The organism is Aeribacillus sp. FSL K6-1305, assembly GCF_038050115.1.
Taxonomy (GTDB): domain Bacteria; phylum Bacillota; class Bacilli; order Bacillales; family Aeribacillaceae; genus Aeribacillus; species Aeribacillus composti.
The window spans coordinates 982,733-1,004,987 of record NZ_JBBOQV010000001.1 but is presented as its reverse complement, the minus strand read 5'-3'; the positions used below and the strand labels follow the sequence as shown (position 1 = coordinate 1,004,987).

At 39.9% G+C, this 22,255-nt stretch carries 20 protein-coding genes and 1 pseudogene; 20 read left to right on the top strand and 1 reads right to left on the bottom strand.

Translation table 11 applies throughout. The features are described 5' to 3' along the window. The first annotated feature begins 22 nt into the window (after positions 1–22). The 7 genes from dapA (at position 23) to NST97_RS04640 (ending at position 6,756) form a co-directional block, all read left to right on the top strand. Positions 23–898: a 4-hydroxy-tetrahydrodipicolinate synthase gene (gene dapA / locus NST97_RS04670; protein WP_117016776.1), complete on the top strand. Its 876-nt coding sequence runs from the start codon at positions 23–25 to the stop codon at positions 896–898. A gap of 187 nt (positions 899–1,085) precedes the next feature. Then, the gene (locus NST97_RS04665; RefSeq protein ID WP_341342987.1) at positions 1,086–2,741 is read left to right on the top strand and encodes a ribonuclease J; all 1,656 of its coding nucleotides are present in this window, start codon (positions 1,086–1,088) and stop codon (positions 2,739–2,741) included. A gap of 120 nt (positions 2,742–2,861) precedes the next feature. Then, the gene (locus tag NST97_RS04660; RefSeq protein ID WP_066246454.1) at positions 2,862–3,596 is read left to right on the top strand and encodes a ClpP family protease; all 735 of its coding nucleotides are present in this window, start codon (positions 2,862–2,864) and stop codon (positions 3,594–3,596) included. Beyond that, positions 3,593–3,811 carry a YlzJ-like family protein gene (locus NST97_RS04655; protein WP_066246452.1) on the top strand — a complete coding sequence of 73 codons (219 nt, stop codon included), beginning with the start codon at positions 3,593–3,595 and terminating at the stop codon, positions 3,809–3,811. The genes NST97_RS04660 and NST97_RS04655 overlap by 4 nt, the downstream gene beginning before the upstream one ends. 135 nt (positions 3,812–3,946) lie before the next feature. Further along, positions 3,947–6,259, top strand: a complete 2,313-nt coding sequence (locus NST97_RS04650; protein WP_341342986.1) for a DNA translocase FtsK — start codon at positions 3,947–3,949, stop codon at positions 6,257–6,259. Between the two features lie 82 nt (positions 6,260–6,341). After that, positions 6,342–6,470 carry a YfhE family protein gene (locus NST97_RS04645; protein WP_082830229.1) on the top strand — a complete coding sequence of 43 codons (129 nt, stop codon included), beginning with the start codon at positions 6,342–6,344 and terminating at the stop codon, positions 6,468–6,470. 103 nt (positions 6,471–6,573) lie between these two features. Beyond that, the gene (locus tag NST97_RS04640) at positions 6,574–6,756 is read left to right on the top strand and encodes a YfhD family protein (RefSeq protein ID WP_063386722.1); all 183 of its coding nucleotides are present in this window, start codon (positions 6,574–6,576) and stop codon (positions 6,754–6,756) included. A gap of 151 nt (positions 6,757–6,907) precedes the next feature. On the opposite strand, the pseudogene NST97_RS04635 reads toward NST97_RS04640, so the two are convergent. Continuing rightward, positions 6,908–8,419: pseudogene (locus NST97_RS04635) on the bottom strand (IS1182 family transposase); the annotation flags it as partial. A gap of 642 nt (positions 8,420–9,061) precedes the next feature. On the opposite strand from NST97_RS04635, the gene yfmF reads away from it, so the two are divergent. From yfmF to spoVS, 13 genes are all read left to right on the top strand, one after another. Further along, complete coding sequence (gene yfmF / locus NST97_RS04630) at positions 9,062–10,339, top strand: EF-P 5-aminopentanol modification-associated protein YfmF (RefSeq protein WP_341342985.1); 1,278 nt, start codon at positions 9,062–9,064, stop codon at positions 10,337–10,339. Next, complete coding sequence (gene yfmH, locus NST97_RS04625; protein ID WP_063386724.1) at positions 10,336–11,625, top strand: EF-P 5-aminopentanol modification-associated protein YfmH; 1,290 nt, start codon at positions 10,336–10,338, stop codon at positions 11,623–11,625. Before yfmF ends, yfmH begins: the two co-directional genes overlap by 4 nt. 15 nt (positions 11,626–11,640) lie before the next feature. Further along, positions 11,641–12,354 carry an elongation factor P 5-aminopentanone reductase gene (gene ymfI, locus NST97_RS04620; protein ID WP_445684593.1) on the top strand — a complete coding sequence of 238 codons (714 nt, stop codon included), beginning with the start codon at positions 11,641–11,643 and terminating at the stop codon, positions 12,352–12,354. A 73-nt stretch (positions 12,355–12,427) separates the two neighbouring features. Continuing rightward, positions 12,428–12,685: a DUF3243 domain-containing protein gene (locus NST97_RS04615; protein ID WP_063386726.1), complete on the top strand. Its 258-nt coding sequence runs from the start codon at positions 12,428–12,430 to the stop codon at positions 12,683–12,685. Positions 12,686–12,831: 146 nt separating this feature from the next. Then, positions 12,832–13,626 carry a YmfK family protein gene (locus tag NST97_RS04610; protein ID WP_339196472.1) on the top strand — a complete coding sequence of 265 codons (795 nt, stop codon included), beginning with the start codon at positions 12,832–12,834 and terminating at the stop codon, positions 13,624–13,626. A 15-nt stretch (positions 13,627–13,641) separates the two neighbouring features. Further along, the gene (locus NST97_RS04605; RefSeq protein ID WP_339196470.1) at positions 13,642–14,529 is read left to right on the top strand and encodes a helix-turn-helix domain-containing protein; all 888 of its coding nucleotides are present in this window, start codon (positions 13,642–13,644) and stop codon (positions 14,527–14,529) included. A 54-nt stretch (positions 14,530–14,583) separates the two neighbouring features. Continuing rightward, a complete protein-coding gene (gene pgsA, locus NST97_RS04600; RefSeq protein WP_327862729.1) occupies positions 14,584–15,162 on the top strand; it encodes a CDP-diacylglycerol--glycerol-3-phosphate 3-phosphatidyltransferase in 579 nt (192 codons plus the stop codon). A gap of 18 nt (positions 15,163–15,180) precedes the next feature. Next, complete coding sequence (locus tag NST97_RS04595) at positions 15,181–16,440, top strand: competence/damage-inducible protein A (protein WP_341342983.1); 1,260 nt, start codon at positions 15,181–15,183, stop codon at positions 16,438–16,440. A gap of 136 nt (positions 16,441–16,576) precedes the next feature. Continuing rightward, positions 16,577–17,617 carry a recombinase RecA gene (recA, locus tag NST97_RS04590; RefSeq protein ID WP_082829319.1) on the top strand — a complete coding sequence of 347 codons (1,041 nt, stop codon included), beginning with the start codon at positions 16,577–16,579 and terminating at the stop codon, positions 17,615–17,617. A 248-nt stretch (positions 17,618–17,865) separates the two neighbouring features. Then, a complete protein-coding gene (gene rny / locus NST97_RS04585; RefSeq protein WP_063386730.1) occupies positions 17,866–19,425 on the top strand; it encodes a ribonuclease Y in 1,560 nt (519 codons plus the stop codon). Positions 19,426–19,507: 82 nt separating this feature from the next. Next, on the top strand, positions 19,508–20,302 hold the full coding sequence (locus NST97_RS04580; protein WP_063386731.1) for a TIGR00282 family metallophosphoesterase: 795 nt from the start codon (positions 19,508–19,510) through the stop codon (positions 20,300–20,302). A 126-nt stretch (positions 20,303–20,428) separates the two neighbouring features. Then, positions 20,429–21,538, top strand: coding sequence for an IS4 family transposase (locus NST97_RS04575; RefSeq protein ID WP_144596560.1), 1,110 nt, complete (start codon positions 20,429–20,431; stop codon positions 21,536–21,538). A 353-nt stretch (positions 21,539–21,891) separates the two neighbouring features. Beyond that, positions 21,892–22,152, top strand: coding sequence for a stage V sporulation protein SpoVS (gene spoVS, locus NST97_RS04570; protein WP_003181955.1), 261 nt, complete (start codon positions 21,892–21,894; stop codon positions 22,150–22,152). Positions 22,153–22,255: the final 103 nt, after the last annotated feature.

Sequence of the window (22,255 nt, the reverse complement as noted above, 5' to 3'; positions counted from 1 at the left end):
TCGATAAAGGTGTGAGGAACAAGTGGGTATGTTTGGAAGAATTTCAACTGCAATGGTTACCCCGTTTGACAATAACGGGAATATTGATTTTCAAAAAACAGAAAAATTAGTAGAATATTTAATCCATCATGGAACAGATTCAATTGTTGTGGCTGGAACAACGGGTGAATCTCCAACTTTAACAACGGAAGAAAAGCTCGCTTTATTTAAACATGTCGTTTCTGTTGTCAATAAAAGAGTTCCAGTGATTGCAGGGACAGGTACAAACAATACAAGAGCTTCCATAGAACTGACAAAAAAGGCGGAACAAACCGGCGTCGATGCGATTATGCTTGTCACTCCATACTACAACAAACCGAATCAGGAAGGGATTTATCAGCACTTTAAAGCGATAGCAGAAAGCACGCATCTTCCTGTGATGCTTTACAATGTGCCTGGCAGAACATCGTCCTCGATCGCGCCTGAAACGGTTATTCGTCTATCGGAAATTGACAATATCGTTGCGATTAAAGAAGCTAGCGGAGATCTTGATAATATGGCCAAAATTATCGAGAAAACGCCAGATGATTTTGCTTTATACACTGGGGACGACAGCTTAACGCTGCCGACATTATCAATAGGCGGTGATGGCGTCATATCTGTAGCCTCCCATGTTGTAGGAGATGAAATGCAAGAAATGATTCAAGCCTTTTTGTCAGGTGATGTGAAAAAAGCCGGAAGCCTTCATCGAAGACTTCTCCCATTAATGAAAGAACTGTTTAAGGCGCCAAACCCTGTTCCAGTGAAAGCAGCGCTGCAAATAAAAGGTCTGGATGTTGGGCCGGTGCGCTTGCCGTTAGTTCCGTTAACAACAGATGAGCGAACATCATTAGCCGCTGTGATCCATGAATTAGGCTGATCATCGTGATTAGCCTTTTTTTATTTTAAAAATTCCACTCTGCCCCATTCAAAACAGCTGAGTCTAGCGGCTTAATTTTTCGGATAAGTGTGCCTGATATAAATTAACTTGTATTCCATTTCTTTCATCAGGTATAATATTGCTAAGTGCTTTGGACGGGGATATTTAGGGAGGATCACTAACACTTATGAAAAAAGCTGAAAAAATTCAACTTATTGCTTTAGGAGGGGTTGGGGAAGTCGGAAAAAACCTGTACATCGTCGAAATCGACTCGGATATTTTTATTGTGGATGCCGGCTTGAAATATCCTGAAAACGAGATGCTCGGAATTGATGTGGTGATACCGGATATTACATATTTGCTTGAACGTAAAGATAGGGTTCGGGCCATCTTCTTAACAAATGGCAGATTGGATCGGATCGGTGCGATTTTCTACATTTTAAAACATATCAATGCGCCAGTTTACGGAACGAAATGGACAATTGCCTTGACAAAAGAAAGAATGAAGCAATATTCTGTTACCGCTGATTTTCGCGAAGTGAATATGCGCAAGCCTGTACATTTTCCTCAAGTGACGGTTTCTTTTTTTCGCACATTCTCAAATATTCCTGATTCTATGGGAGTTTGTTTCCATACGTCAATGGGAGCGATCGTGCATACAGGCGATTTTAAATTAGAGCAATCCTCGATCGGAAGTCATTTTCTTGATTTTGGTAAAATGGCGGAAATCGGTAATAGCGGAGTTCTTTGTTTGCTTTCCGACAGTATCAATGCAGAAAGACCCGGCTTTTCTGGTTCCGAAGCTCTTGCCGGAGAAATGATCAACGATGTTATGTATAATTCGCCTGGAAGAGTTGTTGTATCTGTAGCAGAGACGAATATTTACCGAATTCAGCAAATTTTCAATGCCGCAGTTGAGACTGGAAGAAAAATAGCAATTATAGGGAAATCGTTTGCCAAAATTATTGATCTTGCAAGACAATTACGGTATTTAAAGGCTGACGATGATTTGTTTATTCCGGTGTCGCATTTAAAAAAGCTTGAAAAACAAAACTCTGTTCTACTATGTGCAAGCGATTCATTCGATCCGCTTGCGGAAATTTCAAAAATGGCCAAAGGCATTCACAAGCAACATCATATAACTTCCGATGATACGGTTTTAATTGCTCAGACCCCAACACCCGGACAAGAACTTATTTATTCGAAAACGATTGATTTGCTGTTTCGAGCAGGAGCCAATGTTGTTTCGATTGATAAAAAAGCGTTTTTTTCTGGTCATGGCTGCCAAGAAGAGCTGAAGCTTATGCTACATTTAATGAAACCAAAATACTTTATTCCCGTTCATGGTGAATTTAAAATGCAAATAGCGCATGCTAAAATTGCGCAATCGATCGGAATACGCGAAGAAAACATTTTTTTGCTCGATCAAGGAGATGTGGTTGAATTCACCCCTAAATCTGCCAAAACGGTTACAAAAGTACCTTCTGGAAATGTACTCATTGACGGGCTTGGTGTAGGAGATGTTGGAAATATCGTGCTAAGAGACCGGCGTTTGTTATCTCAGGACGGCATTTTAATTGTTGTTGTTACGTTAAACAAAGAGATGAAAAAAATTGTCGCTGGTCCTGAAATTATATCAAGAGGGTTTGTGTATGTTCGTGAGTCTGAAAGTTTAATTTCCAAAGCTACGAAAATGGTGCATGACACACTGTCGTCTTGTATGGAAGATGTTTCAATGGATTGGTCAACAATGAAACAAAACATTCGCGACGTCTTGAATCAATTTTTATATGAGCAAACGAAGCGCCGCCCGATGATTTTGCCAATTATTATGGAGGTTTAGACAAAAAGCAGGCCGACGAAGCCTGCTTTTTTCACATTTTTAAAACGGTTTCCTGGCCGCATGAAAAAATGGATTCCGTTCATACTAACATCATAACGGTAAGAAGAAAGGATGATTGGGATGAACGGAAATGCTGATCAACCGACTGTTCAGCCAGTGGAAAAGGGAAGCGAAAATGTAGTTGACAAAATTCAGCAGTTAGGACAAACAAACATTCCGCAAATGGATCAGGAAACAAACATTCATTGTTTGACCATTATCGGTCAAATTGAAGGACATATACAGCTCCCTGCTCAAAATAAAACAACGAAATATGAACATATCATTCCGCAAATTGTGGCGATCGAACAAAATATGAAAATAGAAGGACTGCTCGTCATTTTAAATACTGTCGGCGGCGATGTTGAAGCAGGACTTGCGATCGCTGAAATGCTTGCTTCGCTTACGAAACCGACTGTATCCATCGTTCTTGGCGGCGGACATTCTATCGGTGTGCCCATCGCTGTGTCATGCGATTATTCATTTATTGCGGAAACGGCTACGATGACGATTCACCCGATAAGGTTAACCGGTTTGGTCATTGGTGTTCCGCAAACGTTTGAATATCTTGATAAAATGCAGGAGCGGGTTATTAGTTTTGTAACAAAGCATTCCAATATTACAGAAGATAAATTTAAAGAGCTGATGTTTTCAAAAGGAAATTTAACAAGGGATATTGGAACAAATGTTATCGGTCAAGATGCGGTTAAGTACGGCTTGATCGATGAAATAGGCGGTGTAGGAAGCGCGATGAAAAAATTGAACGAGCTTATTTTGGAAAGAAAGAATGGAAAAGGAGGGGACATCCTTCAATGATTTTATACACGACTGTTCCTGAAGAGCTCATTTTTCCATCAGATCAAGAAGCTTTTCAAAAAAGGCACATTATTGAGATGAACGGCATTTCATTATTAATAGAAGAAACGGGAGAAAATCAATGCCAAATCGTCAGAGTGCTTTCAACCAATCCAAACCATTATTTATTGGAATCTGTTTTCCCCGGTCAAAAAGTACCTTTTTTTCGAAGCTAACATTCCTTTTAAAGACAACATCGTTGCTAGCATACCTAAATTCAAGTTTGTATGATATAATATGGACACAAACAGTCGTTCGCAGCCAAATAGTGGCTGCGTTCTTGTTTTACATAATACATAGGTGGGATTAAAGTGGCAAAAGTGAAAAGGAAACGAAAAAAGAGAAAAACAGATTGGCAAAATAAACTAAAATTTGAAATAGCGGGACTTCTGCTATTATCATTGTCGATAATCGCTTTAAGCGAATTTGGATTTGCTGGCAAAGCGCTTGTCTCCTTTTTTCGGTTCTTCGCTGGAGAATGGTTTATTATCTTTTTGCTAGGATTATTATGGTTTTCCATATATATATTTTGGAAAAAGACATTCCCTCATTTTTTAACGAGAAGATGGCTCGGGATCTATCTTATAGTTGGCTCAATTTTAATTCTCAGCCATATGAAGCTGTTTGAAAATTTGTCAAAGGGAGGAGTTTTTGCTTCTCCAAGCGTTATATTGAATACTTGGGAGATGTATTTAAAGGAATTAAACGGGGAGGCAAGCGCTCAAGATCTTGGAGGAGGAATGATCGGCGCCGTTTTTTTTGCTGCATCATACTATTTATTTTCTTCAGGGGGCACCCGAATTATTTCCATTGTCTTGATCATAATTGGTTGCATCTTAATTTCCGGAAAATCACTCGGAAACAGCCTCTCCAAAATTGTTGAGTCCATCGGCCGGATGTTCAAAAAACAATTTTTTGCCTTTGTGGATGATATGAAGAACTTATTTTCCTTAGTAAAAAAACAAAAGAAAAAGCAAAAGAAGCATCGCTCCAATAAGGTTCAGGCTGAAGACGATCAAGAACAAGAAGATGAACATTTAGAAGAAAATACATCTGAACCGATTATTTCCAGTTTTACAGACCATCCGGAAATCGTGACAAATGATAAAAAAGAGCCCGAAAATAATTTAAAGCAGGAACAAATTACGTTTGAAGAAAAGGATGAGCCGATCGCCTTTCAGGAGATAGAAAACAAAGATTATAAATTGCCTCCGATTGATTTGCTGTCTCTTCCAAAATACAGCGGTCAGCATGCCGATAAGCGGAATATTTACGATAATGCGAGAAAACTAGAGCGCACTTTCCAAAGCTTTGGCGTGAAGGCAAAGGTTACCCAAGTACATTTAGGGCCTGCTGTAACAAAATATGAAGTGTACCCGGATGTCGGGGTGAAGGTAAGCAAAATTGTCAGTTTAAGCGATGACCTGGCGCTGGCTTTAGCAGCAAAAGATATTCGGATTGAAGCGCCGATTCCGGGAAAGTCTGCAATTGGAATTGAGGTGCCGAATTCAGAAATTGCGATGGTGTCATTGCGCGAGGTGCTGGAATCCAAAATGAACGATCGCCCTGATTCCAAGCTGCTGATCGGTTTAGGACGTGATATAACTGGAGAAGCGGTGCTGGCTGAACTGAACAAAATGCCGCATCTGCTTGTTGCAGGTGCAACAGGCAGCGGAAAAAGCGTCTGCATTAACGGGATTATTACAAGCATTTTGATGAGGGCGAAGCCTCATGAAGTGAAAATGATGATGATCGATCCAAAAATGGTCGAATTAAGTGTTTACAATGGGATTCCGCATCTATTGGCTCCTGTTGTGACAAATCCGAAAAAAGCGTCGCTCGCATTGCAAAAAGTAGTAAATGAAATGGAAAGAAGATACGAGCTTTTTTCACATACTGGAACGCGCAATATTGAAGGATATAATGAAATGATCAGAAGGCAAAATTCGCTTTCAAAAGAGAAGCAGCCTGAGCTTCCTTTTATTGTCGTCATCGTGGATGAGCTCGCTGATTTAATGATGGTGGCTTCTTCTGATGTAGAAGATTCGATTACACGCTTGTCACAAATGGCCCGTGCTGCTGGCATTCATTTAATTATTGCGACTCAACGTCCGTCTGTTGATGTAATTACAGGAGTCATAAAAGCCAATATTCCATCGAGAATTGCCTTTAGTGTGTCCTCCCAAACCGATTCACGCACTATTTTGGATATGGGGGGAGCTGAGAAGCTGCTCGGAAGAGGAGATATGCTGTTTTTGCCAGTCGGATCATCAAAGCCGATTCGTGTTCAAGGAGCGTTTTTATCAGATGAAGAAGTGGAAAAAGTCGTGAATTACGTCATTTCACAACAAAAGGCGCAATATCAAGAAGAAATGATTCCGAACGAAGATTCCGAGGATCATGGAGATGTTGATGATGAATTATATAATGAAGCGGTTCAACTAGTTGTGGACATGCAAAGTGCAAGTGTATCCATGCTGCAAAGAAGATTTAGAATCGGCTACTCAAGAGCTGCGAGATTAATTGACGCCATGGAAGAGAGAGGGGTAGTCGGACCTTATGAGGGAAGCAAGCCGCGCCAAGTGTTGATTTCTAAAGAAGAGCTGGAGGAACGTTTGTCATAAAAATTTTCGTGTTTTTCATGCAAAAATATTTTAATAACGGGCATACTAAAACTACATTTACTAGAAAGTGAGAGATCGATGGATGGCAAAAGATGCGAAACGTAAAAAAGCAAAAAACAGTTTGAGCAGCGCCCAAGAAGTCACTTATTCGAGAGCGTTTAAAATGGCTGACAGAGCGGGAGGCTTTTCAGAAAAACATGAAAGCCATTAAAGCATAAAAATGCCAATTATAAAATGCTCCGAACTTGTCACCCTAATGGATAGGACATGTTGTGAAAGCAACTGTCTACACCCTCTTTGCGGAGGTGCGCAAAATGGGAAGAGCACATAAGCAAAAAGCGCGTGATAAAAACAAAGCTAAGCTGCCGCAAGTGCCAAAAAATTTGAAGTCAGACGGCAAAAGTATTGAATTTTCAAGAGAGCTTGCCGACAAGGACGATCTTCAAGCATTGGCTCGCTCTGCTGCAGCGGACAAAAGGCAACAGAAAAGAACATAAAGGTTGTTTTAAAAGCTGTGCCTGAAAAATAATGATGAAAGGGCTTGTCTAAAAAGTCCATAAAAACAGAGCGAATGGAGAAAACAATGAGTTTTTCCATTCGCTCTGTTTCCTTATTTTTGAAATTGGTTTGGGAATTTGCGGCCCATTTCAGTATGTTGTGGGCCATTGCCACAATCCCGAATTCTGTTCGGACTTTATGAAGCCCCCGTAACAGAAATCGAGTGAAACGCAAATTGCCCTTGATGTTACCGAACACACTTTCGACATCCACTTTACGCTTCGCATAAAGAGCTGCCTTTTGTTCGTCACCAAGAGCTGCTTTGGCTTTCGCTTTCATTTCTTCATAAATCGTGTTCCAATATACTCGACGATTTCCTTTGGCTTTCGTACACCCATTCTTCAACGGGCAATCCGTACAATCTTCACACTCGTACACTTTCAAATCTTGTATGTATCCAGATGCATTTTTTCTTTTTTGATAATACTTGAATACGACTTTCCGATTGTTCGGACAGATAAAGCAATCGTCTTCTTCGATGTATTTCCAGTTTTGTACTTTTGATAAATCCTTTTTAAACTTTTTACTTTGTTCCTTCAAATAGGTTTGGTATGGGGCTAATAATTCAAAACGAGGTTCTTTTTCTTCGCCAATCGCATATAAATAGTTTTCTTCACTCGCATATCCTGCATCGGCAATGACATACTTGAGTTTCTTTTCCTTCGGCATCGATTCCAATAACTTTTCCATAAATGGTTGGAAACAGCGAGTATCTCCTGGATTTTGATAAATTTCAAATCCCACGATAAATTGATGTTGTGTGGCGAGTTGAACATTATAACCCGCCTTGAGTTGGCCGTTTTTCATATGGTCCTCTTTCATTCGCATAAAAGTGGCCTCATGGTCGGTTTTCGAGTAGCTATTTCGTTCACCTAGAATCTGTTTTTGTACTTTGTATTTTCGTAATCGTGGAAGATAATCCGTTTGAATCGTTTTCAGTTGTTTGGTGAGTTGGGATTTTTTAGAGCGAAGTTCTTTTTTTCTTTCTTTGTCTTCTTCCTGTTTATAATCTTTTTCCAAAGCTTCTATTCTCTCAGAAAGTTGTGCCGATGATTTTTCTAATTCTTCTTCTAATTGTTCTTCTTTTAATTCCTCCAAGGCGATTTGGTGCGCTTCTTGTAGAAACGATTGAATTTTGGCTCGTAGTTTCTGATCATATTTTTCTACGGATTTTCGCCATACAAACGTATATTTGTTGGCATTCGCTTCTATTTTCGTACCATCCACAAAAATATGGTCGAGGTCGATAAGTCCTTGTTCTACTAGTTGAAGGACAAATTGTTCAAATACAGAATCCATCATGTTTGACATACGAACACTACGAAAATCATTTATTGTGCGATGGTCAGGGGTTTGCAATCCCGCCAACCACATCATCGGAAGATTTTCTTTCACCATTTGCGCTATTTTCCGACTTGAATAAACATTTTGAGTGTACGCATATAAAATCACTTTCAATAACATTTTAGGGTGATAGGGTGCACGACCCCCACCAACATAATGAGTATACAACACTTCATCCGGAATCGATTCCACCATTTCATCCACTAAACGGGCGACATGATTTTCAGGAATATACATTTCGATATCTAAAATGCTCATGACTTGACGATTGCAATAAGGTTGGAAAACTAGTTTTTTGCGTTTCTTATTCTTTTGAACCTCTATTTTTTGAATACCCTCTAGAGTCATTTCTAATTGCGTGTTATAATTTTCTTGAATAGTCATTTGATTATTCATAAGAAATCGTCCTTTCTGTAGAATGTTTTTTGGTCAATTTCATTCTATAAAAAAGGACGATTTTTTTGTACCCTAAAAACAGAAAAAAGGGCTGAGCCCAAGGTCGATTCAATCGACTTTTCGGACAGCCCCTTTTTCAGTATATGGTATTTTTTTACTTAAAATTGAACAATAAACTGAAACACACAAAAAAGTATTGGGCAACGATCAATAGTGTGTTTTCTCCGAGAATCTGCTAAAGACTTTTTAATTCCTGCATGTTATCGTATAGTATACCCATATTTTATACATAAGAAGGATGTCATAAGTCAGCTGATCTGGCTAGAGGCATCCTTGCTTTTTGTTGAATAATTAACAGTAATTTAATTATGTAAACTTTAAATAGTATTTCATTTTGTTATGATTTCCTTCAATATCCTATGATTGATATAATTACTAATAACGTGTTTTTTCATGATTGGAAACAATATCATATAGAAAGCTTTCAGGCTTAGGAGGGATAGAATGGGTTTTTTACAAGAGCAAGTAAGCGAAATAAACGGGATTCAGCTGCATACCGTTTCATCAAATGCTTTTAAAACAAATTCACTTATTTTAAGGTTAAAGGCGCCGCTATCGGAAAAGGATGTAACCATTCGAGCTTTGCTTCCCCATGTTTTGCAAAGAGGTACAGCATCCTACCCATCCACAACTGAATTAAGGAAATATTTGGATGATTTGTACGGTGCAACACTGCAAGTCGATTTAGCCAAAAAGGGAGAAAACCATATCATTACGTTCCGGATGGAAATCCCGAATGAAAAATTTTTAAAAGATAAGACACCTTTATTGGAAAAAGGGATTGAATTGTTGTCCGAAGTACTTCTTTCGCCTCCTCTGCAAGAAGGGGTGTTCAATCAAAGCATTATCGAACAAGAAAAGCGGACATTAAAACAGCGTATTCAAGCGGTTTATGACGATAAAATGCGTTATGCGAATTTACGTTTAATCCAAGAAATGTGCAAAACTGAGCCGTACCGTCTGCATGTCAACGGAGAGAAAGAGCATATCGACCAAATTTCTCCTCAACAGCTGACGGATTATTATACAAACATGCTGCAGCATGATGAAGTCGATTTATTTGTGATCGGGGATATTGAAAACGAACAAGTGGCTGATATTGTCAGGAAATATTTCCGTTTAACAAAATCCAATCAACAAGCTAGGGCTGAAAGTGTTGAAAAAAAAATTGAGAAGGTTAACGAAGTTATCGAAGAACAAGACATTACCCAAGGGAAATTGAACATCGGGTACCGCACGCACACAACATATAGTGATCATGATTATTACGCATTGCAAGTGTTTAACGGCATTTTTGGGGGATTTCCGCATTCGAAGCTGTTTCTAAACGTTCGCGAAAAGAACAGTCTTGCTTATTATGCTTCCTCGAGAGTGGAAAGCCATAAAGGCTTGTTAATGGTGATGTCAGGAATTGAAATAAAGAACTACGAACGCGCTCTCACGATTATTCATGAACAAATGGAAGCGATGAAAAAAGGAGATTTTACAGATAAAGAATTGGAACAAACGAAAGCGGTGATCAAAAATCAGTTGCTGGAAACAATCGATACCCCTTACGGAATGACGGAAGTGCTGTACCACAATGTTGTTGCGAAAACAAACCGAACTATTGAAGAATGGATCGAAGGGGTAGAAAAGGTCCAAAAAGACGAAATCGTCCAGCTTGCTGAAAAAATTCAACTGGATACGGTTTATTTTTTGAAAGGGGGCGGATCTTTATGATAAAAGAAATTACATTCGATCAACTGAAAGAAACGTATTATTATAAGAAAATGGAAAATGGATTAGATGTTTATGTCCTTCCAAAACAAGGGATTCATAAAACGTATGCGACATTCACCACTAAATACGGTTCTATTGACAATAAATTCGTTCCAATTGGCAAAGAGGAAATCGTTCACGTCCCGGACGGCATTGCTCACTTTTTGGAACATAAGCTTTTTGAAAAAAAGGATGGGGACGTATTTCAACAGTTTAGTGAACAAGGGGCATCGGCCAATGCATTTACATCCTTCACGAGAACGGCATATCTTTTTTCCAGCACGGCAAATGTTGAAAAAAATTTAGAAACGTTAGTAGATTTTGTCCAAAGTCCTTATTTTACTGACCAATCCGTTGAAAAAGAAAAAGGCATTATAGGTCAAGAAATCAACATGTACCAAGACAATCCTGATTGGCGGCTTTATTTTGGACTCATCCAAAACATGTATGAAAGCCATCCAGTACGGATTGACATTGCCGGCACAATTGATTCGATAAATCAAATTACAAAAGAGCAGCTTTATGAATGCTACGAAACGTTTTACCATCCCAGCAACATGCTCCTGTTTGTGATCGGGCCTGTTCAACCGGAAAAAATTATCAAGCAAGTGGAAGAGAATCAGGCAAAAAAAGATTTTAAAAAGCCAACCAATATTGTTCGTGAACAAGTACATGAAAGAGATGAAGTGTTTAAAACGAGTGAAAAAATTTATATGAATGTCAAGTCGTCGAAATGCTTAGTTGGCTTAAAGGCAAAACATCCTTTCCGAAAAGGGGAAGAGCTGCTTACGCATGAGCTTTCCATGAATTTAATTTTAGAAATGCTTTTTGGCAAAAGCTCAAAGCTTTATTTGGAATTGTATGAAAAAGGGCTCATTGATGATACGTTCAGCTTCGATTATACAGAGGAGTACAGCTTCGGTTTTGCTATGGTCGGCGGCGATACCGACCGGCCGGATGAGCTGAGTGAATATATAAAAGAAGCTCTTATGAAAAGCAAGCAATCGTTATTTACCGATGAGCAGCTGGAAGCCGCCAAAAAGAAAAAAATCGGCTCTTTTTTAAGGGCTTTTAATTCTCCTGAATTTATCGCCAATCAATTTACCCGGTATCAATTTAACGAAATGAATCTGTTCGATGTTGTGCAAGCTTTAGAAAATGTAAACATGGACACGATTGAAGCAGTTTTAAAAGAAGCGATTGATGAAGATTATTTAACAGTTTTCCAAGTTTTGCCGAAATCATAATATTGCGGAGGGGAAATCTTGAAAACAGCGTTAGTAACTGGAGCCAGCGGAGGAATCGGAAAAGCGGTTGTAGAAAAATTGGCTCAGGAAGGATATCAAATTTATGCTCAATACTTTCGAAACATTGAACCGTTAAAAGAAGCAATGGAGTTATATGATCAGATCATTCCAGTTTATGCGGATTTGTCATCGGAAAGCGGGACGGAACAATTACTTGAAAACATTCCAACTTCTATAGATGCTCTTATTTTTGCTAACGGTATTTCCCACTACGGACTGATTCAAGATGTTTTGATGGAAGATTATCAAAAAATTATACAGCTTCATCTCACGTCGCCTTTTTTTATTACTCAAAAAGTAGTCAGTGGAATGATAAGAAAACAAAAAGGAAGCATTCTTTTCATCTCCTCTATATGGGGGCAGACAGGAGCCAGCTGTGAAGCTTTGTATTCCATGGCAAAAGGGGGGCAAATTTCCTTTGTGAAAGCACTAGCGAAGGAATTAGCGCCTTCCAATATTCGCGTCAACGCCGTTGCGCCAGGCATGATCGATACAAGTATGAATGATCGATTCTCTCCTGAAGAATTGGAAGATATTAAAAACAGCATCCCCCTTGAAAGAAATGGAAATCCTGAAGAAGTCGCGAATGTTGTTTTATTCCTTATTAGCGAGCAAGCTTCCTACATTACAGGTCAGGTGATTGCTGTCAATGGAGGATGGTACTGCTGATTCCCTCTCCCGTATAAAAACTGCATGATCAAGGGAAAATAAAAATTGATTAAACGATAAAGGAGGGGAACATATGTCAGTATTGGAAAATTGGAATCAATGGAAAGATTTTTTGGCGGATCGCCTCCAGCAAGCAGAAAGCGGCGGATTGTCCCAAGAGGTTATTTCCAATTTAGCGTATGAAATCGGTGATTATTTAGCAAAGCAAGTGGAGCCGAAAAACCCTGAAGAAAAAATTCTTCACGATCTGTGGAGTGTCGCTTCAAAAGAGGAGCAACATGCAATCGCCAACATGATGGTGAAACTGGTTCAAAATGACAGCGTTCATTAGGATGTTGTTCATTTATTACTGTCAAGTTAGGGCACTTGGTGAAATGACCAAGATGCCCTTTATTTTTTCCTTGCAATTATCCTTTCTTCTTTATCTAAAATGATTTATTATAAATTTATAGGTGTGTTATTTGGGGGTCTTTGAAGGTGGAAAAAACTGAATGGTATTTAGAATATAAAATTCAAAAAAACCGGCCGGGGCTGCTGGGAGATGTTTCGTCTTTGCTCGGTATGCTGAACATTAATATCGTTACGATTAACGGCGTTGATGATATGCGCCGCGGGATGCTTCTGCGCTGCGAAACGATTGAACAAATTAAAAGGCTTGAATCTATTCTGAATACGATGGACAACATAACAGTGACAAAATTGCGGCAGCCTAAACTGAGAGATCGTCTTGCTGTCCGTCATGGATTTTATATTCAACGGGATGCAGATGATAAAAAGACGTTCCGTTTTGTTCGCGATGAACTTGGTATTCTTGTGGATTTTATGGCCGAGCTCTTTAAACAAGACGGTCATAAATTAATCGGCATACGCGGAATGCCGCGTGTCGGAAAAACAGAATCGATCGTAGCGGCGAGCGTCTGTGCGAATAAAAGATGGCTTTTTCTCTCTTCAACCATGCTGAAGCAAACTGTCCGGGAAAGGCTGATTGCTGATGAATACCGGACAGATAACGTGTTTATTTTAGATGGAATCGTCACGATGAAAAGAGGCTCTGAACAGCATTTGCAATTAGTTCGGGAAGTGATGCAGCTTTCGGCAACGAAAGTCGTGGAGCATCCAGATATTTTCGTTCAGAGCTCCGAATATACTTTGGATGATTTCGACTACATTATTGAACTAAGACATCACCCTGATGAAGAAATTACGTATGACGTCGTAGAAAATAATCATCAGCCGTTTGGCCACTCAATTTATAATGGATTTGATTTTTAGAAAGGTGGGTACGTTTTGAGCGAGTTAGGTAACCATCTGAGACAAGCTAGGCTGGAAAAAAACATCTCACTCGATGACTTGCAGGAAATAACTAAAATTCAAAAGCGCTATTTAATCGGCATTGAGGAAGGAAACTACTCGATCATGCCGGGGAATTTTTATGTGCGTGCGTTTATTAAACAATACGCGGAAGCGGTTGACCTTGATCCGGATGTTTTATTTGAACAGTATAAAAATGAAATACCAAGTACATATGATGAGATACCTGAGAAATTGTCCCGCGTTCAAACGCATAAAGAGCTTCCAAAGCCGGCTTCCAAATTTTTAGAGCTGTTGCCGAAGCTTGCCGTCATCGCTGTTATTATTTTGGTGGCGATTATCGTTTGGGTGCTTTCCCAGCGTGGAAGCACAGATGAAGGCGTTCAGACGGAGGACGATACAAAATCCGTCAAAATAGAAACCTCTGGCGTGGAGCCTGAGAAAAAAGAGCAAAATAATATTGACGATGAAAAAGACCGTTCGGTTGAAGAAACAGATCAAGAGGAGAAAAAAGAAGAGAACGCCGAAAATGAAACGAAGCAAACATTGACGGTAAAAGAAGTAAGAGGGAAAGAAACCGTATATGAATTGTCCAATGCGGACAAATTGGTGATCGATATTTCAACCAATGGGAATTCGTGGATAGAAGTGAAGAACGGAAAAGGAAAATCGTTTTTTGCAGGAATGATGCGACAAAATGAGCAGAAAACGGTTGATGTAACAGCGGAAGAAGAAGCAAAAATCGTTGTAGGCGATGCTCGATTTACGACCATTCAAGTGAATGGAGAAGCCGTTTCTTATGAAACGGACCCGAATAAAATGGTTCGGCAGGATATTATCATTTTAAATAACAAGGATGAATAAGTCATCGTACGAGATGGCTTATTCTTTCTTACTTTATGCTAGTGGAGGTACAAAATGAATTTGCCTAATCGAATCACTGTATCAAGAATTATGCTAATTCCAATATTTATGATTGTGATGCTTGGCGATTTTAACTGGGGAAATTGGTCGGTCGGTGAAGTAGTCATCCCTGTCAATCATGTCGTTGGCGCCCTCATTTTTATTTTAGCTTCGACGACCGATTGGATTGATGGATATTATGCACGCAAGCTTGGACTTGTGACAAATTTAGGAAAGTTTTTAGATCCTCTTGCCGATAAATTGCTCGTTTCTTCTGCTCTCATCATATTGGTGGAAATAGGTGCTGCTCCGTCTTGGATTGTCATTCTGATCATCAGCCGTGAATTTGCCGTAACCGGATTGCGTTTAGTTCTGGCTGGGGAAGGAGAAGTCGTAGCAGCTAATATGCTCGGCAAAATAAAAACATGGACGCAGATTGTGGCTATTTCCGCTTTGCTTTTACATAATATACCTTTTGAATGGATTTCGTTTCCATTTGCAGACATTGCTTTGTGGGTTGCGCTCTTTTTTACCATTTTATCTGGATGGGACTATTTCATGAAAAATAAACACGCGTTTGTCAATTCGAAATAACCATGTGGAGGAAAATGTATGAATGTAAATGCTGAAATTATTGCTGTCGGTTCAGAACTGTTGCTTGGACAGATCGCCAACACAAACGCCCAATTTATATCAAGAAAGCTTGCCGAAATAGGTGTTAATGTTTTTTATCATACGGTCGTTGGAGACAATGCTGAGAGGCTAGAGCATGCGATCGAAACGGCAAAAAAACGGTCGAATTGCATCATTTTTACCGGCGGGCTCGGCCCGACAAAAGATGATTTGACGAAAGAAACGATTGCACGTATTTTGAATAAACGTCTCGTGATCGACGAGGCGGCGATGAAAAACATTGAGGATTTTTTTAAACGGACGAAACGGACAATGTCGGAAAACAATCGGAAACAAGCATTAGTTTTGGAAGGTTCTACTGTTTTGCCAAATCATTACGGAATGGCGCCAGGAATGGCGTTAGAGGCGAACGGAATTATATATTTGCTCATGCCGGGTGTTCCGAAAGAAATGAAGCCGATGTTTATCAACTACGGTGTGCCGTTTTTGCAATATCATTACGGGTTAAAAGAAAAAATCATCTCGCGTGTGCTTCGTTTCTTTGGCATCGGCGAATCTCAGCTTGAAACAGATATAGAGGATCTGATTGATCAGCAAACAAATCCGACCATCGCGCCGCTGGCAAAAGACGGCGAAGTAACATTGCGCCTGACAGCAAAACATGAAGATGAGTCGACTGCGCTGAAGCTGATTGACGAAACAGAAAAAAAGATTTTAAGCCGTGTTGGCCGATATTTTTATGGACACGGTGAAACTTCGATCCAAGAGCAGCTTATGAAGCTTCTAAAAGAAAAGCAATATACTATTTCGGCTGCAGAAAGTTTGACGGGCGGTCTTTTTTCCGAACAGCTGACCCATTTTCCAGGCGCTTCGAATATTGTGCTTGGAGGAATTGTCTGCTATACAAACGAAGTGAAGCAGCATGTTCTTGGCGTGTCGGAAGAAACGTTGAAAACAAAAGGAGCCGTTAGCTCTGAATGTGCGAAAGAAATGGCGGAAAATATAAAAAAATTGACCGGCAGCAATATCGGCATCAGCTTTACGGGAGTGGCAGGACCTGATCCTTCTGAAGGAAAAGAAGTTGGGACTGTCTATATCGGCATTCAATTCGACGATCGGCCGACGGCAGTCTTTGAGCTTCATCTTTCCGGTACTCGGGAAGGGATCAGGCACAGAACGGCAAATTATGGCTGCTACTATGTAATGAATGTAATAAAGGAAATGGAAAACCGGTTATGAGCGTCTTCATCCGGTTTTTTAATTTTTATATAATGAAAATTAAAAAACGAATAAATGTTCCCTTTTTTCTTGGCAAACAGGAAAAAACACGGTATATTTATTTTGAAGCTATCAATTTTTTAAGGAGGAAATTGTATTGAATCATGATCGTCAAGCTGCCTTGGAAATGGCGTTAAAACAGATTGAAAAACAATTCGGAAAAGGTTCGATAATGAAGCTTGGAGAACAAGCTGAGCGAAAAGTTTCAACAGTTCCAAGCGGATCGCTGGCATTGGATGCAGCTCTTGGCGTCGGCGGATATCCTCGAGGTCGGATTATTGAAATATATGGACCGGAAAGCTCCGGTAAAACGACAGTGGCCCTTCATGCCATTGCTGAAGTTCAAGCTCTAGGCGGGCAAGCAGCGTTCATCGATGCGGAACATGCGCTCGACCCTGTCTATGCGCAAAATTTAGGTGTTAATATTGATGAACTGCTTTTGTCGCAGCCCGATACCGGCGAGCAGGCTCTTGAGATTGCAGAAGCTCTCGTTCGCAGCGGTGCAGTCGACATCATTGTCATTGACTCGGTCGCAGCACTCGTCCCAAAAGCGGAAATTGAAGGCGAAATGGGCGATGCGCATGTCGGATTGCAGGCGCGTCTTATGTCACAAGCGCTTCGGAAGCTTTCAGGAGCCATCAGCAAGTCGAAAACCATTGCGATTTTTATTAATCAAATAAGGGAAAAAGTGGGCGTCATGTTCGGAAATCCCGAGACAACTCCAGGGGGACGCGCGCTGAAATTTTACTCATCTGTCCGCCTTGAAGTGCGCAGAGCTGAACAGCTGAAACAAGGAAATGATATGGTAGGAAACAAAACGAAAATTAAAGTTGTCAAAAACAAAGTAGCGCCTCCTTTTAGAACGGCAGAAGTTGATATCATGTACGGGGAAGGGATTTCAAAAGAAGGAGAAATCATCGACCTGGGAACGGAATTGGATATTATACAAAAAAGCGGTTCGTGGTATTCTTACCAAGAGGAGCGTTTAGGACAGGGAAGAGAAAATGCAAAGCAATTTTTGCGCGAAAATCCGGATATTCGCGATGCCATTCAGCAAGAAATTCGCAAGGCATATGGCCTTGAAACGAATGAACCTGTGCAAGAGGGGCAGGAAACGTTCGAGCTTTTGGATGAATAATGTACGCACATCTTAGCGTAAGGCTGGCGAAGTAGCCGGTCTTATTTTTTTGATCAAAAAAAGCCCCATCCTTTGTTCGACAAGATGAAAACTTGACAAGGGTTATTCCCACATTTAAAATGGATATGTATATTTTTTCATTTTTGCAATATATTTAACATATTTTTTTGGAAAATGTTATCGGGAGAGTAAATGTGTAATGCCGACACTTTCTTTGTGACAAGTTCATAGCAAGAGGAGGTGAAAGAATGGAACTCATTGAAATCATCTCCATTTTGCTTGGCCTAATCGTCGGTGCAGTTGTTGGTTATTTTGTTCGAAAATCCATTGCTGAAGCGAAAATAGCGGGTGCAAAAAACGCCGCGGAACAAATTCTTGAAGATGCTAAGCGTGAAGCTGAAGCAACGAAAAAAGAAGCGCTTCTGGAAGCAAAGGATGAAATTCATAAGCTTCGTTTGGAAGTAGAAAAAGAAATTCGCGAAAGAAGAAATGAACTTCAAAAACAAGAAAACCGTTTAATGCAAAAAGAGGAGAATCTCGATCGAAAAGATGAATCATTAGATAAGCGTGAGGCGATGCTAGATAAAAAAGAAGATTCTCTAAATGAAAGACAACAGCATATTGAAGAGATGGAAAGCAAAGTGGAAAAGATGGTGCAAGAAGGACAAATAGAGCTTGAACGCATTTCGGGTTTATCGCGTGAAGAGGCGAAACAAATCATCCTGGAACGAGTGGAAAAGGAACTTTCTCATGATATTGCTGTAATGGTGAAAGAAGCAGAAACAAAGGCGAAAGAAGAAGCAGACAAAAAAGCAAAGGCAATTCTTTCCCTTGCTATACAGCGCTGTGCAGCAGATCATGTGGCTGAAACGACCGTTTCTGTTGTGAATTTGCCAAATGACGAAATGAAAGGGAGAATTATCGGCAGAGAAGGAAGAAATATCCGCACTCTTGAAACGTTGACAGGGATCGACCTCATCATCGACGATACACCGGAAGCGGTTATTTTATCAGGATTTGATCCGATTCGCCGTGAAACAGCAAGAATTGCGCTTGACAAGCTTGTTCAAGACGGGCGCATTCATCCAGCGCGAATTGAAGAAATGGTGGAAAAATCGCGGCGGGAAGTGGACGAGCATATTAGGGAAATCGGAGAACAAACGACATTTGAAGTTGGCGTTCACGGTCTTCATCCGGATTTGATCAAAATTTTAGGCAGATTGAAATTTCGAACGAGCTATGGCCAGAACGTGCTGAAGCATTCAATAGAGGTTGCCTTTTTAACCGGATTGATGGCTGCCGAATTAGGTGAGGATCAAATCCTTGCAAGACGTGCAGGGCTTCTGCACGACATCGGAAAAGCCATTGACCACGAAGTAGAAGGAAGCCATGTTGAAATCGGCGTGGAGCTGGCAACGAAGTATAAAGAACACCCGGTTGTCATCAACAGCATTGCTTCCCATCATGGGGATGAAGAACCGACATCGGTAATTGCGGTTTTAGTTGCAGCGGCTGATGCTTTATCGGCAGCACGGCCGGGTGCCCGCAGTGAAACGCTTGAAAATTATATTCGCAGGCTTGAAAAATTGGAGGAAATTTCCGAGTCGTTTGAAGGTGTGGAAAAATCGTACGCCATTCAAGCAGGCCGCGAAGTTCGCATCATGGTAAAACCGGATGCAATAGATGATTTAGAAGCTCATCGATTAGCAAGAGATATTCGCAAGCGGATCGAAGAAGAGCTTGACTACCCTGGACATATTAAAGTGACCGTCATTAGGGAAACTCGTGCGGTTGAATATGCCAAATAAAGTGGTACATGAAAATGTGCCGCTTTATTTTTTTTTCAATTTATGCAAAACTATATAATAAACATTTAGAAAGGAATTCATCATGAAAGTTTTATTTGTAGGCGATGTGGTAGGAGCAAAAGGGAGAGAAATGGTTGAACAATATTTGCCGAAGCTGAAGAAAAAATATAATCCTGAAGTAACAATTGTCAATGGTGAAAATTCTGCACATGGCAAAGGAATAACTATGAAAATTTACCAGAAGCTTCTTTCATTGGGAGTTCAGGCAGTGACAATGGGCAACCATACTTGGGATAAAAAAGAAATTTTTGAATTTATCGATGAAGCAAAAGCGTTGGTTCGACCGGCTAACTTTCCTGAAGGCACACCAGGAAAAGGAATCGTGTACGTGGAAGCGGATGGAAAAGAGCTTGCAGTCATAAACCTCCAGGGAAGAACATTTTTGCCGGCAATCGATTGCCCTTTTCGGAAAGCGGATGAATTGATTCAAGAAGCGAAGAAAAGAACTCCATATATTTTTGTTGATTTTCATGCGGAAGCAACAAGCGAAAAACAAGCGATGGGCTGGTATTTGGATGGGAAAGTTTCCGCAGTGGTTGGCACTCATACACACGTTCAAACTGCCGATGAAAGAATTTTAGATAAAGGAACGGCATTTATTACCGATGTCGGGATGACAGGACCATATGACGGTATTTTAGGAGTTGACAGGGAAGCAGTATTAAAAAAATTTTTAACGAATCTCCCTGTTCGGTTTGAAATCAATGAAGGCAGAGGACAATTGAATGCCGTATTAGTGGAAATTGAGGAAGGAACCGGCAAAGCGAAATCGATCAAACGAATATTAATCAATGATGATCACGTTTATTTTGAATAAATTAAATCACTAGCGTTGCATTAATTTAATTCGAAAATTCTGAATTGAAAAAAGTCCATAAAAAAATCCTTTATAATGGATGGTACAGGTGGTCCCTGTCCAAATCCAATATAAAGGATGAAGCCTATGGACAAGGATACACTATTTTCTTCATTTGGTAAATGGGTCACTCCTCTCAATTCTGTTAAATTTACACAAAGAATTGAAGAGATGAAACAAGATAAATATACGAAAAAATTAACCACAAAAGCGTATTTACTTTTGTTTTTGCATGCTCAACTTCAACAACGAGAAGGACTGCGCGCCATCGCCGATGATGCGTTACTGGATGATTTTCAGCGAGAATTAGGATTGACATCTATTAGTGCTTCACAACTTTCTCGAAAACATCGCCAAGTAAAACCCGAATTGCTCGCAGAAATCTTTCTGGATTTAGTGAATCAAATCCGCCAGATGTCCACGAATTCCTCCAGTCAGGTGAGTGGCTTAAAAATCGTGGATTCTACGACCATTTCACTGAATCTGAAAAAATATCAATGGGCTACGTTTCGCAAAACGAAGTCGGGAATTAAGGTTCATTTACGACTGGTGTTTGTCAATGAAGATACGGTTTATCCGGAAAAAATGGTCATGACCCCAGCAGGGAACAATGATCGAACACAAATGGAACAACTGATCGACGAAACAGATGCCATGTACGTGTTTGATCGTGGTTATGTAGACTACGAAAAGTTCGATTATTACTGTGATAAAGGCCTCTTTTTCGCCTCCCGTCTGAAAAAGAATGCCTATGTTCGATTTCTTGAATCGTTCTCTGTCCCATCCAATTCCTCTATTTTATCTGATTCGATGGTGGTCATTGGGACACCACAAAAACGAACGGAAAATGTGTTTCGATTAATCGAAACATTCGATTCGGACGGGAATCGAATTCGAATCATTACGAACCGATTCGACCTAGATCCAGAAGAACTTGGTGATATCTATCGTTCTCGATGGGCCATTGAACTATTTTTTAAGTGGATTAAGCAACGTTTAACACTCAAACATCTTTATGGAACGAGTCCAGAAGCTGTAGAAAATCAGGTTTACTTAGCTCTGATTTCTTACTGTTTACTCATTCTTATTCAACTTGAAATGAAATCGAAACATTCTCTCACCCAGATTTATCGTTGGCTTCGCGTTTTTCTTTGGAAACCAAGTACCGTGTGGGTGGAACGAATTCAACGGGAATGAGTTGAAAAAAGTCGGCGAAGCGCAGTAGCCATGTAACAATAAAACAAATACATTTATTACCAAATGGATAGTGATCACCTTTAGTTGGTTACTGCCTTGTTTTTCGTTTATCATAAAATATTTTATTCAGAAAATTCTGCATAAAATGTTTTTATTTTTTATGCAACGCTACTGAAATTAAATAAAAAAAATTAAAAATAAGCAGGAATACTGCTAAACTTTAGGGAATATAGTAACTATGGGATGGAACCAATTGTTCAAGAGGTGATGGGTCTTTTGAACAATGCATCTAACAGCATTTGTTCCAATAAATTTTCACGAACCATTGTAAAAAATGAAGGGGGAACTAGGAAATGGAAATATTAAAAGTTTCAGCAAAATCTAATCCGAATTCTGTCGCCGGAGCGCTAGCAGGGGTGCTGAGGGAGCGTGGAGCCGCCGAAATTCAAGCGATTGGAGCTGGAGCATTGAATCAAGCTGTAAAAGCGGTAGCGATAGCAAGAGGATTTGTAGCTCCGAGTGGTGTTGACTTAATTTGTATTCCGGCATTTACAGATATTCAAATAGACGGTGAAGAACGAACAGCCATTAAATTGATTGTTGAGCCGAGATAACATGTTTAAATAAATTAGCTAAACAGTCTGCACTCCTTATCGGTTGCAGACTGTTTTTTGCTTAAAATGTTGATAATATTTATCGGTTTTATTATAATTTCAT